Source organism: Rhodoglobus sp. GW821-FHT12B09, from assembly GCF_058809925.1.
Genome location: NZ_JBXATB010000003.1, coordinates 80,303 through 94,099 on the forward strand (window position 1 = coordinate 80,303; position 13,797 = coordinate 94,099).

The window sequence follows — 13,797 nt, forward strand, 5'->3', positions numbered from 1 at the left end:
GTGGCAGACCTCGTGACGGTGGCGCCCTACGAGGCGCTGCTCGCTGGTTGAGTAGGCCGCCCGCGGCCGTATCGAAACCCGGCGGGTTGAGTAGGCGCTATAGCGCCGTATCGAAACCCGGCGGGTTGAGTAGGCCGCCCGCGGCCGTATCGAAACCACGCCGTCGCACACCCGGTTTCGATACAGGCGCCAGAGCGCCTTACTCAACCCGCCAACAGGCCGGCGGAGCCCATCGCCGTCTCGACGTCGACGACGATCGCGACGCGCAGCGGGTTGACCCGCGGCTGGCGGTAGCGCGCGGCGTACAGCTCGACCGCGAGCTGCACCGAGGCCGGATCCTCGAGGACGCGGGCGGTTCCCGCCAGCGTGAGCCAGCGACCGCCGTCGACCTGGGAGACGGTGGCGCGGGCATCCCGCCGCAGGTTCTGCACTTTCTGCGACGGGCCGGAGGTGATGATGCGCACGAGTCCGTCGCGGTACGTGAAGCCGACCGGCACCACGTGGAGGCGGCCGTCGGGGCCGAGCGTGGAGAGCGTCGCGAGGTGGCGCTCGGTGGTGAAGTCGATGCCCTCGGGGGTCAGGAGCTCGCTCACAGGTTCATGGTACGGGGTCGAGGTTTCGATACGCGCGCTGGAGCGCACTACTCAACCAGCGCATAACGATATATCGTTGACCTATCGTCGAGCCGTGGTGGCTCGGCGCAGAGGAGGTCATCATGAGCAACTCATTCTTCGGCAGCGGTTTCCCCGGCGGTCGTGGCGGCGGCAAGGGCTGGCCCGACGGGATGTGGGAGGCCATGGACCAGCTCCGCGGCCAGTTCGAGCAGAAGGTCGGCAGCCGGATGGGGCGCGGCGACGTGCGCACCGCGGTTCTCGCGCTGCTCGCCGAGAAGCCGATGCACGGCTACCAGCTCATCCAGGAGATCCAGGAGCGCAGCGGAGGCGCGTGGAAGCCGAGCCCCGGCTCGGTCTACCCGACGCTCCAGCTGCTCGCCGACGAGGGCCTGATCAGCGCCGAGGAGTCCAACGGCCGCAAGACGTACTCTCTGACGACCGAGGGCAGGGCCGCGGCCGATGCCGCCGGTCCCTGGGAGGCGCCGGCGGCACGCGAGGGCGGCCACCGCTCCGGGCTCGCGAAGGCCGGGATGGAGCTCGCCCAGGCCGCGGCGCAGGTGGGCCGCTCGGGCAGCCCCGACCAGGTGGACAAGGCTGTCGCCGTTCTCGACGAGGCGCGACGTAAGCTCTATTCCATCCTCGCCCAGGACTGAGCGGGCCGACCACCGAGGCCAGATGACTGATCCAGCGCCCATGCGCGCCCGCTACCGCCGCATCCTGCGCTTCGCGACCCGCTACCTCGTCCAGGCCTGGTGGTTCGAGCTGTTCCTCCCCCGGATCGGCCTCGCGCGCTTCTCCGCGCGCGGCCGCGCCCGGCGGCTGCAGCGCATCGCCCAGCGCTTCCACGTGCTCGCCGTCGACCTCGGCGGCCTCATGATCAAGGTCGGCCAGTTCATGTCGTCGCGCCTCGACGTGCTGCCGCCCGAGATCACCAAGGAGCTCGAGGGGCTGCAGGACGAGGTGCCGGCGGTGCCGTTCCCCGAGATCCGCGCGCTTGCCGAGGCGGAGCTCGGCGTGCCGCTGGAGCGGGCGTTCTCGTTCGTCGATCCGGTGCCGCTGGCTGCGGCATCCCTCGGCCAGGCCCACCGCGCGCGCCTGGCGCCCGACGACGCCGCGCAGACCGGGCTGCTCGATGTGGTGCTGAAGATCCAGCGGCCGGGAATCGACCAGGTGGTCGACGTCGACCTGCGGGCGCTCCGCAAGGTGGCCGGATGGCTCAGCCGCGTGCGCCTCGTTGCCGACCGTGTGGACATGCCCTCCCTGGTCGAGGAGTTCGCGGTCACGAGCCTCGCCGAGATCGACTACCTGCACGAGGCCGCGAGCGCGGAGCGGTTCGGCGAGATGTTCGCCGACGACGCCCGGGTCAGCGTGCCCGAGCTCGTCTGGGAGCGCACCACCCGCCGCGTGCTCACCCTGCAGGACGTCACGGCGATCAAGATCAACGACGTCGATGCGCTCCGGGCCGCCGGCATCGACCCGTCGGCCGTCGCCGCGGAGTTCGCCGCCGTGATGTTCGACCAGCTGTTCGTGCACGGCTTCTTCCACGCCGACCCGCACCCCGGTAACATCTTCGTCACCCCGCGCGGAGACGGTGCGTGGACCTTCACCTTCATCGACTTCGGCATGATGGGCGAGGTTCCGGATGGGCTGCGCCGCGGCCTGCGCCAACTGCTGATCGCCGCGGCGTCGCGCGACGGGAAGGGCATGGTGGCGGGCATCCGGGATGTCGGCGTGCTGCTGCCCTCGGCCGACACCGCCGAGCTCGAGCGCGCCATGACCACCCTGTTCGCGCGATTCGGGGGGATGGGCTTCGCGGAGTTGCAGGAGGTCGACCCGCGGGAGTTCCGCGCGTTCGCGGTGGAGTTCGGCGATGTCGTGCGGTCGCTGCCGTTCCAGCTGCCGGAGAACTTCCTGCTGATCATCCGGGCCATGTCCCTGACCTCGGGCATGTGCAGCTCACTGGACCCGGCGTTCAACATCTGGGACGCGGTCGAGCCCTACTCGGCGCAGCTGATCCGCACCGAGGGCGGGAACATCGTGCAGGACCTCGCGAAGCGCGCCGTGTCGACGGCGGGGCTCATCGCCCGGCTGCCCCAGCGCCTCGACGATCTGCTGACGAACGTCGACGAGGGGCGCATGACGGTGCAGGTGCCGCGGCTGGAGCGGCGGCTCGAGAACCTCGACCGCACCGGGCGGCGGATCATCTCCGTGATCCTGTTCGCCGTGCTGCTGCTCGGCGGGGTGCTGCTGCGGGCACAGGACACGGTGTTCGGCACGGTCGTGATGGCGGCCTCGGTGCTGCCGCTGCTGCACGCGCTCTTCGCCGGCATCGTGGCGCGGCGCCGGCCCTAGCCCGAGATCGATCTAGCCCGAGATCGAGTACACCAGCCGGGCGAACGGGCCGAAGGCGGACGCCGACTTGAGATGCACCCGGTCGGACTCGATGCGCCGCGGCAGCAGGGGCGCGCCTCCGTCGAGGAACACGGGCGCGATGGACAGCGCCACCTCGTCGAGCGCGCCCGCGTCGAAGAACTGGCCGACGAGCTCGCCGCCGCCGATGACCCACACGTCCCCGTCGCCCGCAGCCTCGCGGATCGCGGGCAGGGCGTCGGCCACCGCGCCGCGCACGAACCGGATGTCCGCGCCCTCGGGGGCGGGGAGGTCGCGGGTGGTGAACACGAAGGTCGGCCGGTCGCCGTGGAACTCCTTCCACTTCTCGGGGTGCGCGAGGATGTCGGACTCGTTCAGGACCCACTCGTACGTGGTGGAGCCCTCGACCATGACCGTCGCGTTCTGCGGCAGCATGGCCGGATCCGGCTCAGAACCGCCCTCCACGGAGAACAGCCAGCTGAGCGAGTTCTGCTGGTCGGCGATCCAGCCGTTGATGGTCGTGGCGGTGTCGAAGACGAACCTGGTCATACGACGACGCTAGCCAGAGCCCCCGACGTCGGAGTCAGCGTCCCTTCCGCGTGAAGACGTAGTGCACGACTCCGGATGCCGACGCCGTCACCTCCACGTCGAACCTCTGCTCGAGGCCCTCCTGGCCGTCCCACAGCCGCACGCCGCGGCCGAGGATGATCGGCGAGACGACGACGTGCAGGTAGTCGACCAGGTCCGCTTCGAGGAACTCGCGCACGACGGTCGGGCCCCCGCCGAGCCGCACGTCGAGGCCGCCGGCCAGGTCTGCGGCGAGGTCGAGGGCCTCGCGGGGCGAGGCATCCCGGAACAGGAACCGGGTCTCGCCCACGGTCAGATCGGGGCGCGAGTGGTGCGTGAGGACCACGACCGGGGAGTGGAACGGCGGCTCCTCGCCCCACCAGCCGCGCCAGGACTCGTCCTCCCACGGGCCCTCCTGCGGGCCGAACTTGCCGCGCCCCATGATCTCGGCGCCGATGCCGTCGTTGGTGGCCGCAGCGAACGCGTCGTCGACCCCGCGGGTGCCGCTGCCGATCGCCTCGTCCTCGTGGCCGGACATGCTCACGAACGTTCGGGTCGGGAAGAACCACCCCATCAGCCGCTGGCCGGCGTGGCCGAACGGGGCCTCGAAGGTCCTGCCCTCGCCCGTGGCGAATCCGTCGAGGGAGATGGCGAGGTTGTGCACTCTGAGCTTGGTCACGCGATCGACGGTACCCGCTCAGGCCGCCAGGTGGAACGTGCTCGCGAACCGCTCGAGAAGATCCGCGCGGCCGTGGCGCACTTCGACGACGCCGGTCGCGATCGCGCGCTCCGGGGCGAGCTCGCCCGAGATGAGCCGGTGGATGCCCGGCCCCGCCGTGAACGCCAGGTCGACGGGCCCGTCGCCGCGGGCGACGTCGAGCGCCGGGCCGTCCACCCTGATGAGCAGGTCCGCCGAGTCCACCCGCGCCGAGTAGGACGTGGACGGCAGGCCCGCGGCCACGTTCGCGCGGAACGCCGTGCGGAGGTCGATCGTCATCGAGTCGGGTGTGATGATCTGCTCCTCGCGCTGCTCGTCCAGCGCCTTGAAGCCCCAGGCGCCGAGCGCGAGGACGACCGGCTCGAGCTCACGGCCGTAGGGGGTCAGCTCGTAGACGATGACGCGGGAGCGCGGCATCCGGTGGATCACCCCTGCTTCCTGCAGCTCTTTGAGCCGCGCCGCCAGGATGTTGCTCGGGATGCGCGGGAGGCCCCCGGCGAGCTCGCCGTAGCGGCGCGGCCCCACGAGCAGGTCGCGGACGATGAGGAGGGCCCAGCGCTCTCCCACGAGCTCAAGGGCGCGCGTGATGCCGCCGAACTGCCCGTAGTCGCGCGCGGCCATCGGCCTCAGCCCTGCTGGTCGGCGTACGCCTCGGGGCCCTGAGCGGCGGCGGTCGGGTCCATCCAGCCGAACTCGATGAGGTTGCCGTCGGGGTCGCTGAGCTGGCGCTGGTACATGAAGCCGTAGTCCGACGCGGGGCGCGCCTCCTTGCCGCCGGCGGCGAGGCCGTCGGTGACCGCCTTGTCGACCGCGTCGCGGCTCTCGACGAAGATCGCGGTGGCGACCGACGGGTTGACCGCGGGGTCGCCGATCGGGAGGTCGCTGAAGGTCTGGAAGTACTCGCGCGTGAGGATCATGAAGTAGTTGTGGTCCTCCTCCACCACCACGCACGCGGCGTTGTGGTCGGTGAAGAGCGGGTTGATCCGGAAGCCGAGCGCCTCGTAGAACGACTTGGCCCGATCAAGGTCGGTGACCGGCAGGTTGACGAACATCTGGGGCATGGCGTTCTCGCTTTCGTGGAGTCCCGTAGTGGATGGGTACACACTTGCAAAAAACAAGTAGAACGTCAAGAGCCGGGGTTGATTCGCCCCGAGCATCCCCGACAAGATGAAGTGCACGCGGCCTTCGGGGCTGCGCTACGTCTAGGGGGTTCTCGTGGCAGCAGAGCCCGCACCGCAGTTCCGCGCTCGACGCCCGCTCCCGGAGCTGGATCCGACCACCGAGACCGCCCTCGACTGGGTGTTCTTCGTCCTCGGCGGCATCGCCGCGGTGTGGCTCGCCTGGGTACTCCTGCGCGAGAGCTTCAGCTTCGGCTGGTGGCAGATCGCCTTCGTCATCGTCTTCTGGGGCCTGCTCGCGTACCTGGTGCTCCCGAGGCTCCACGGCATCCTGACCCGGATCTACGTGCCCGACTACTTCATCGGCCGCGCCCGGACCAGCGACGGCCTCCTCGGCGACCCCGTCAACATCGCCATCCTCGGCGCGGAGGAGCAGATCCACGCGGCCATGCTCGCCGCCGGCTGGACGCGGGCGGACGACCTCTCGGTACGAACGGGGCTCCGGATAGTGCGGTCCACCCTTCTGCGCCGCAGCTACCTCGAGGCTCCCGTCAGTCCTCTGCTCCTGTTCGGCCGCAAGCAGGACTTCGCGTACCAGCAGGAGGTCGACGGCACCCCCGGCAAGCGGCACCACGTCCGGTTCTGGCGCTGCCCCGACGGGTGGCTGCTCCCGGGAGGCCGCCAGACCGACTGGCTGGCGGCCGGCACCTACGACCGCAGCGTCGGCTTCTCGCTGTTCACCCTGCAGGTGACGCACAAGATCGCGGCCGACACCGACGTCGAGCGCGACCACGTTGTCACCACGGTCCTCGCCGCGAACGACTCCGCGACCTCCAGCACGATCGAGGGGTTCTCCGCCGGCTACCACGCCCGCAACGGGGGCGGCGACTCGATAGTCACCGACGGCGACCTGCCGGTCCTCGACCTGCGGGCGACACCGCGGCACGGCGATCAGCAGGATGCCGCGACCGACAGCCGCGACCGGCGGCCCGCCCCGATCGTGGTCGGCGCCGCACTCCTCGCCCTGAGCGGGCTGGCATCGCTCGTGAACGGGGTGGTGGAGCTCGTCGAGGCCGGGCCCGAGGGGGCGGCGATCAGTCCGGACGCGCCGGAGCTGGGCGCGGGCATCCTGATCGCCGCCGCCGTGGTGTTCTTCGTCGTCGGCTTCGCCAACACGCTCATCGCCTGGCGGGTGTTCCTGGGCCGGCCGCTCGCGCGCATCGTCTCCATGGCCCTCTCCGTGGTGGGCATCGCGGGGCAGATCGTCACGACCGAGCTGGGCGGCACGGAGTCTCTCACCGCGAACCTGCCGTCGGTGGCGCTGTCGGTGCTGGTGCTGCTCGCGCTCTCGAGCGGACGGGCCGCGATCTACAGCCACCGCATCCGCAAGGCCCCGAAGCGCATCTCAGGGCTGCCGGGAGACGCGGCCCCGTTCTAGCCGGGCCCGCGCCCTCCCTGCGTCACTTCGTCGAGCGACGCCGCCATCCGAGCAGCACCATCAGGGCGCCGAGCCCCAGCGCGATGGCCGAGCCGGCGGCCCACCACCCCAGCGAGTCCGAGCCGGTGCGCGCCAGGCCGGTGGACAGGTCGACGGCCACCACCGCGGTCGAGGCGGCTGACGTCACCGTCACGGGGAGGCCCGCCCGGCTGTAGGTCGCACTCGCATCGGCGGTGTTGGAGATCTTCGTGCTCTGCGAGTCCGTCGCGACGACCGTGTAGTCGGCCGTGCAGGTGGTCTGCTGCGTCGGAGCGAGCGTGGCGACCGGGCACGTCACCGCGCTCATCGTGCCCGCACCCGTGAACGCGGTCTCGTCGACCGTGAGCCCGTTGAGCGTCGTGTTGCCGTTGTTGACCACGAGGAAGCTGTACCGGATGACCGTGCCCGGTTTGGTGACGCTCGCAGTGCTGGCCGTCTTCGTGACGGTGAGCGCAGGAGCGAGCACCACAGCTACGGACACGCTGGACGTCGGCACCGTCGGCACCGGGGTCCCGGCGGGGTCGTCGCCCGCGACCTGCGCCGTGTTGTCGATGGAGCCGGCGTCGATGTCCGCCTGCGTGGCCGAGTAGGTGGCGGTGCAGGTCATATCTGCGCTCGGTGCGAGGGATGCTGCGGGGCAGCTGATCGCGCTGACAGTCCCTGTGCCGCTGAACGCCGTCTCGGTCACGACGATGCCGTCGATTGTGACGTTGCCGTCGTTGGTCACGAGGAACGAGTAGGTGAGCGCCTGTCCGGCCGTGCCGATCGAGGCAAGACTTGCAGACTTCGTGAGGGCGAGCGACGGGTTCTGGTCCACGGTGACCAGGGCCGAGTCGGGAGTCGACTGGATGCCCGCGCCGTCGAACTCGGCGGTCGCGATCGCGGTGTTGTCCACCGATCCGGCGTCGATGTCGTCCTGCGTCATCGTGTAGCTGGCCGTGCACGTGACCGAGCCCGCCGGGGCGAGCGTCGTGCTCGGGCAGGTCGCGGCCGGAGTGGGGCCGCTGCCGCCGAACGACGTCTCGGTCACTCCGAGGGACGTGAGCGTGACATTGCCCGTGTTGGTGATGAGGAACGAGTACGCGACGGCATCTCCGACACCGTCGACGGACGTCGGGCTCACCGACTTGCCCACGGTCAGGGCGGGCGACTGCACAGCGGTCACCGTCACGGCGTTCGAGGTGTTCGACAGCGCCGGGCCGCGCAGCGGCGAAGCCGAGACGGTCGCCCGGTCAGTGATCACGCCGTGCTCGAGGTCCGCCTGCCGCACCGTGTAGGTCATCGTGAAGGTCGCGGTCTGGTTCGCGAGAAGGTCGGTCGACGCCGCCGAGGTGCAGGCGCCGTTCGGGCCGGTGAGCGAGACGCAGGTCACGGCACCGGGGGTCGACCCCGCGGCAGCGTTCGTGAACTGGTCGGTCACCGAGACGCCGAACACGGGCACCGAGGCCTCGTTGGTCACGGTGTACGTGAACGTCAGCGAGTTGCCGACCGCGTTGTAGGTCGGTGCGCTCGACGTCTTCACGATGGCCGGCTGGCCATCGGCCTCGAGGCCCACGCTGGTGGACTCGGCAGCCCCGACCGGGGAGCCGGCCGCGTTGGCGTTAGCACCGGCACTGTTCCACGCGATGCGACCGGCGGTGATCGCAGGGGTCGTCACGTCGTAGCTGACGGTGAAACTCGAGGTGCCGCCACCGACGACCGCGAGCGTTCCGGCTCGGAAGTACCGCAGCGCGGTGGTGGAGGAGAGCGGGGTGGGCGCGGTCGAGCTCCAGTCGTTCGCGCACCCGGGGTTCGTCGCCAGCACTTCGGGCCGGCAGGGATTCTCCGAGGTCGAGTACTGCACGGTGACGCCGGGCGGAAGAGCCCCCAGCGACGTGAGGGTCACGGCGAACTGCGAGTTCCGCGGGTCGAGCGTCGTGGCCTTGGTGTCGCCGACGCGCGGGAGCAGGTCGTAGAAGACAGGGTCGGTCAAGACGGAGTCGCCGCTGTTCGAGAAGGTGACCGAGTATGTCGCCTCGCCACCGCTGGCGCCCACCTTGCCGGTTGTGCCCAGGGGCGCGGGCGCGGCATCCAGACTGCCCTGCACTTCTTTGTCGACGCTGAAGCCCGCGTTGACCGCGTCCACCGTGATCGGGTTGGAGTAGCCGCAGTAGTTGCCCGGGAGCGGGCTGCCGTTGGTGTTGAGGTCGTTGTTGTCCGTGGGCGCCAGGGGCGGTGCCTGCACGAACGGCGAGACGAAGTTGGTCCACATGCACGAGGCGAGCGGTGCGCCGTATCCGAGTGTCATGTCGCTCGGGTAGGTGCCGGCGCATCCCGCGGGGAGAGTGAGTGTGAACTGGAAGGACAGGATGTCGTAGACGCCCGGGAGCTGCACCGTGCCGGCGGGGATCGTCCAGGCGTACATCGTGCGCCCGGTGCCGTTGTAGTTCGCGGTGACCGTCGCCGTCAGCGCCCCCGCCGGGTACTGCCGGCTGGTGCTGTAGATCTCGCGAAGGGTCGGGCTCACGGTGGAACTGGCGATCGTGGCGCCGGGCGGCGCGAGGTAGTTGATGTAGATCGCCTCGCTCGGCCCCTTGGTGATCTCAAGGTTGTTGGCGCGGCCGGACGAGGTGCGCAGGCCGACGCTGGAGGTGCACGTTCCCGTGAGCGTGTTGACGAGGAGCGGCTGGAAGATGGCGGCTCCTGTGCCCGCGGCCTTCTGGTCGACGATGCCCGCGTTGGCGACGCCGGTCTGCGGGTTTCCGATCGGGCTGCCGGTCGGGTTGGCCGCGTCGGAGAGGTACGCCTGCGTGGTCATGGTGTTCCGCAGAACGCGGCCCGGGACGGCGGCAGACGACGCGTAGCCGTCGACGGAGATGACCATGGTGCCGCCGCTGTTGGTGCCCTCTGAGGCGAACGGTGGGAACTGCAGTTCGGCGATCGGGCTGGCCGGGGCGACCGGCATCGTCCAGGCCCCGCCGGTGAACGGGATGTCCGTCGTCGTGCCGTCGGCGAAAAGCACGTGCACGGAGTCGGTGGCCGCGGGGGTGAACGACGCAGCGGTGATCCGTACCGGGATGAACGCGGGGTTCTGGCAGAGCGTCCCGCTCGCGTTGCTGGAGTAGATGATGCCGCTCAGGGTGTCGAGGCACGGCAGCGGGTCGCTCACCGCGTACGAGACGCCGGCGGCGATGGCCGCTGGAGTCGTCGCCAGCTTGATGTCGTACGAGAGGGATGCCTTGGTCTGATCCCAGTCGCCGGGGTAGGTGTAGGGGTAGCGGACGGAGTTGAAGGTGTACTGGCCGACGTTGCCCAATGACTGGGTGAGGGCGGACTTGGAGACGACCGTCGCCAGCGTGACGATCGTCGGGCACACCGTGGTGGCGGCGTTCTGGGTCTCGGGCACCGTGCGGTCGATGTAGGTGAAGGTCGAGCTCGCCGACGCGCAGGCCGTCGTGCCCGCCGGCCCCGTGATCGATCCGCGGATCGTGATGATAATGGCATTGTCGACGTTGAGCGGCGGGTTGCCGCAGGTCGCCCCGGTCGGGTCGTCGTACGTCAGGGTACCGCCCGAACTGCCGACCGCCGGTGCTGTGTAGGTGCCCGGGAAGCCGTTGCGGGGCGTGTAGCCGGCAAACACGAAGTTCGGTGGCAGGGTCGCCTCGAGATGGATGGCGCTCAGCCCGATGTCGCCGTCGTACTGCCGATTTGCGCCGCAGCTCAAGGAGAGGCTGTACGAGAACGGCGCGCCGGAGAGGACCTTGGCCTGGCCGGAGATCGCGGTCGAGACGTTGTGCCCCGCACTCAGCGTGAGCTTGACCGCCGCGCCCGCCACGGTGGGCAGGCCGGGGCCGCTCACGGTGGGAGTGAGGGTCGCGACGGCACCGTTGAGCGTTGTGTACTCGGGGGACCGGACGGTGAAGGCGCAGTTCTGCGAGCCGGGCGCGAGGGTCGCGTAGGTGAAGGTCAGCTGTCCGCCGGTGACCGCTCGGGTGATACCGGGGCAGGCCGCTCCGCCGATCCAGGTACCGAAGTCGGTCCGGGTGCCGTTGCCGGTGACGGCGTTGGTCGGTATCGAGACGACCATGCCGTTGCAGTTGCCGGGGCCGTTGCACGTCACGCCGAGCGTGAAAGTGGTGCTGGTGTTGCTCTCCGCCGTGGTCGCGGAGGCGTTGAGGACAACGGAAGCCGTGGCCGCGCTCGCGGGCCCGGCCGTCAGCACGGCCGACCCCACCGCGAGCACGAACGCCGCGAGCGCGCCGACCAGGGCTCGCGCCCGAGCAGATCGTCCTGTGTGTGCGCCGGACATAGCCGTGCTCCCCTCCCCCGATGAGACTGTCTTCCACGACAGTGGCAGCGGGGGCGGCACGAAGCCGGGCTATGAGGCGAAATTCACCCCCGGTTTAATCGCGGAGGAGTCCCTGTAGCTGGGCGGCCCGAAGCGCCTCATCGCGGTTGGCGACGCCGAGCTTGCGGTACAGGGTCCGCACCTGCGACTTCACCGTGTTCGCCGAGACGCTCAGCTCCGCAGCGATCTCAGCGAGGCTCGCGGTGTTCCGCAAGTGCTGCAGCACCGCGGACTCGCGCGGGGTCAGCAGCACCCGGGTGGCGACGACACGAAGGGGCGAGGGGATGCCGCGGAGGGCGGCGATCACGTCGGCATCAACTCCCGCGCGCGACGCGAAGGCCCAGAGCGGCTGGCGGTGCTCGGCCGGGATGAGGAGCACCGGGCTCGAGACGCCGTGGACGTCGCGGACGGCGATGGCCCGGTGCAGTGAGGCTGCGGCGAGCGCCTCGTCGCCGCGGAGGAGGGATGCGCAGGCGGTGAGCAGCTCGGTGGCGGCACGCAGGCGCGGACCCGGGTCTCCGGAGGTGGCCCTGAGCCGCTCGATCACCAAGTCGGGGCTCTGCTCTTGGAGCAGAAGTGCCGCATGGAGGACAGCGGCCAGCGGATCGCCACGATCCAGGCGGCGCAGCGCCGCATACGCCGGGCCGGACTGGCCGAGGCCGGCGTGCAGCAGCACACGGGCGGCGGCGACGAGACGGCGGTCCTCGCCCGTGAGGCGGGCACGCGGCAGATCGGCGCTCTCGCGCAAGTCGAGAAGCTGGAGGCCGACCTCCGGCTGGCCGCGCCAGAGAGCGATCGCCGACTGCAACAGGGTGAAGAGCATCCCGTACTCCAGGTTCCTGCGGTCGCGGAAGAAGTCGGCGTGCGCCGCAGCGGCCTCGACGTCGTTCTGCTCCAGTGCGAGAATCCCCCGCGCCAGGTGGGCAAGCGCGCCAGCATAGGCATCGAGCAGTTCTGACGAGAACCCTGCCCCGTCGATGCGGTCCACCATGATCGTGGCTGCGCCGTCGCCGCGCGCTGCCTCGATCGCCGCGATGAGGGACGCCGCACCCAGGGACTCCGAACTCCCGTGGGCGAGAGAGGCCGCCGACACACCGACGTGCTCGGCAGCGGTGAGGGCCTCCGACGCGCGGCCGGACCGGAACAGCGACAGTGCGGCCTGCAGCCGGTATGACCCGAGCTGGTCGGCGATCTCGTCCAGGTCGACCGGCGCTGCGCTGTCGAGCAGGATCAGCATGCGGCGGGCCGCCACCACCGAGTCGGCCGCGCGACCCGTGATGCGCAGCACGACGGTCTCGATGAGGGCGAGGCCCGCACGCTCGGCCACCCGCTGCCTGCCGCGGCCAGCGCGGCTCGCCGCCAAGGCCAGGGTGAGCAGCTCGAGCGCCCTCAGGCGCTCACCGCGGGCATTCGCGGCGAGGCCGAGCACGACCGCGATGAACGGCAGGCGCGCAATGTACCGAACCGGTACCCGCTGGAGAGCCGCCGCCGCCCCGCCCGACCGGATCAGGCTGAAGCCGCCGTGGAGGATGACGTCGGAGGCACGGCCGAAGTCCTCGGCGTCCACCGCGTGCCGCAGCGAGGCCACGTACTGCTTGCGCGCCTCGGCGTCAGCGCTGGACAGCAGGCTGGCATGGCGGTATTCATCGGCGTTCGCGAGGCGGAACTGGCTGCGCAGCACCTCTCGGATCAGGGGGTGATACCGGAACCGAGCGCCGTCGGCATCCTCCCGCCTCATCACGAGGCCGTCTGACTCGAGCCCCGCTAAGAACTCCTCGATACGCTCGGCGTCGAGCCGGCCAAGACGCCCCGCCGAGGAGACGTCGAAGTCGTCCGGCACTGACGTCGCGGACGCGAATGCGGCGAACTCAGCACCGTGCCGCGCGAAGAGCACACGCAGATGATCGCGGACGACGGCCTCGGGCGAAATGCCGGAGGAGCCGGCGAGAATGGCGCGCAGCAGAAGCGGATTGCCGCCCGAGGCCTCGAGCAGCTCGTCGGTGCTGCCGAACGGCGAGCCTTCTGCACCAGCGAGCCGGCCGACTTCGTCGGAGCTCAGCATCAGGCTGGCGGGGTCTATCACCGCGATGTCGAGGGTGAGGGCGTTGGCCGGCGCCTCCAGCTCGCCGCGCGTGCGCGTCCCCACGATCGCGATCACATTCCGCGACGCGTGCAGAATCGCCAGCAGATCCTCGAGCGCTGCGTCGCCGTGCAATTCGTGGGCGTCGTCGACGACGAGGACCGCGGGCTCGGAGATTGCCTGGAACGCGCGCACCAGGGCGCTCCGGTCGGTGTCGGGCAGCTGAATCCCGAGGGCCTCGGCGACGATCGCCCAGAATGCTGCGCGGTCCCCGATATCGGGCTCGACGGTCACCCACGCGCCCGATCGCGCACTCGCCTCCGCCCACTGGGCCATGAGCACGGTCTTGCCACTGCCGCCGGGGGCACGCACCACGGTAAGCGGCGTGCGTCCCATCCGGTCGATGAGGGCAGCGCGTGACATCATCCCGTCGGGCACGCGCGGAACACCGCGGATCCCGTGATTCCCCATACCACTCCGCGATGTTGATCGGCGTCGCATCCCCTCGCGCGACTTCTCGGTCTCA

Annotated in this window: 10 protein-coding genes; 3 read left to right on the top strand and 7 right to left on the bottom strand. The window is 70.4% G+C overall.

The genetic code is table 11. From position 1 onward, the window contains the following. Window positions 1–203: 203 nt before the first annotated feature. Window positions 204–593, bottom strand: coding sequence for a PPOX class F420-dependent oxidoreductase (locus tag AC1RTC_RS07525; protein WP_493154879.1), 390 nt, complete (start codon window positions 591–593; stop codon window positions 204–206). 122 nt (window positions 594–715) lie between these two features. Here AC1RTC_RS07525 and AC1RTC_RS07530 point away from each other — a divergent pair, with 122 nt between their 5' ends. After that, window positions 716–1,267, top strand: coding sequence for a PadR family transcriptional regulator (locus tag AC1RTC_RS07530; RefSeq protein WP_493154880.1), 552 nt, complete (start codon window positions 716–718; stop codon window positions 1,265–1,267). A 22-nt stretch (window positions 1,268–1,289) separates the two neighbouring features. Further along, the gene (locus AC1RTC_RS07535) at window positions 1,290–2,966 is read left to right on the top strand and encodes an ABC1 kinase family protein (RefSeq protein WP_493154881.1); all 1,677 of its coding nucleotides are present in this window, start codon (window positions 1,290–1,292) and stop codon (window positions 2,964–2,966) included. Window positions 2,967–2,978: 12 nt separating this feature from the next. On the opposite strand, the gene AC1RTC_RS07540 is transcribed toward AC1RTC_RS07535, so the two are convergent. From AC1RTC_RS07540 to AC1RTC_RS07555, 4 genes are read right to left on the bottom strand one after another with little or no spacing between them, the layout of a single operon-like run. After that, window positions 2,979–3,533, bottom strand: coding sequence for a dihydrofolate reductase family protein (locus AC1RTC_RS07540; protein ID WP_493154882.1), 555 nt, complete (start codon window positions 3,531–3,533; stop codon window positions 2,979–2,981). A gap of 34 nt (window positions 3,534–3,567) precedes the next feature. Beyond that, a complete protein-coding gene (locus AC1RTC_RS07545; RefSeq protein ID WP_493154883.1) occupies window positions 3,568–4,230 on the bottom strand; it encodes a dihydrofolate reductase family protein in 663 nt (220 codons plus the stop codon). A gap of 18 nt (window positions 4,231–4,248) precedes the next feature. Further along, window positions 4,249–4,890 carry a winged helix-turn-helix transcriptional regulator gene (locus AC1RTC_RS07550; RefSeq protein WP_493154884.1) on the bottom strand — a complete coding sequence of 214 codons (642 nt, stop codon included), beginning with the start codon at window positions 4,888–4,890 and terminating at the stop codon, window positions 4,249–4,251. Window positions 4,891–4,895: 5 nt separating this feature from the next. Beyond that, window positions 4,896–5,330 carry a VOC family protein gene (locus AC1RTC_RS07555; protein ID WP_493154885.1) on the bottom strand — a complete coding sequence of 145 codons (435 nt, stop codon included), beginning with the start codon at window positions 5,328–5,330 and terminating at the stop codon, window positions 4,896–4,898. 154 nt (window positions 5,331–5,484) lie between these two features. Between AC1RTC_RS07555 and AC1RTC_RS07560 the strand changes: the two genes are divergently transcribed. Beyond that, on the top strand, window positions 5,485–6,825 hold the full coding sequence (locus tag AC1RTC_RS07560) for an LssY C-terminal domain-containing protein (protein ID WP_493154886.1): 1,341 nt from the start codon (window positions 5,485–5,487) through the stop codon (window positions 6,823–6,825). Window positions 6,826–6,847: 22 nt separating this feature from the next. Here the strand turns inward: AC1RTC_RS07560 and AC1RTC_RS07565 are convergent, their stop codons facing one another. Together AC1RTC_RS07565 and AC1RTC_RS07570 are read right to left on the bottom strand one after the other, a co-directional pair. Further along, window positions 6,848–11,152, bottom strand: coding sequence for a DUF7507 domain-containing protein (locus AC1RTC_RS07565; protein WP_493154887.1), 4,305 nt, complete (start codon window positions 11,150–11,152; stop codon window positions 6,848–6,850). Between the two features lie 94 nt (window positions 11,153–11,246). Beyond that, entirely contained in the window at window positions 11,247–13,709 is a 2,463-nt protein-coding gene (locus AC1RTC_RS07570) for a LuxR C-terminal-related transcriptional regulator (RefSeq protein WP_493154888.1), read from the bottom strand. Between the last annotated feature and the right edge of the window lie 88 nt (window positions 13,710–13,797).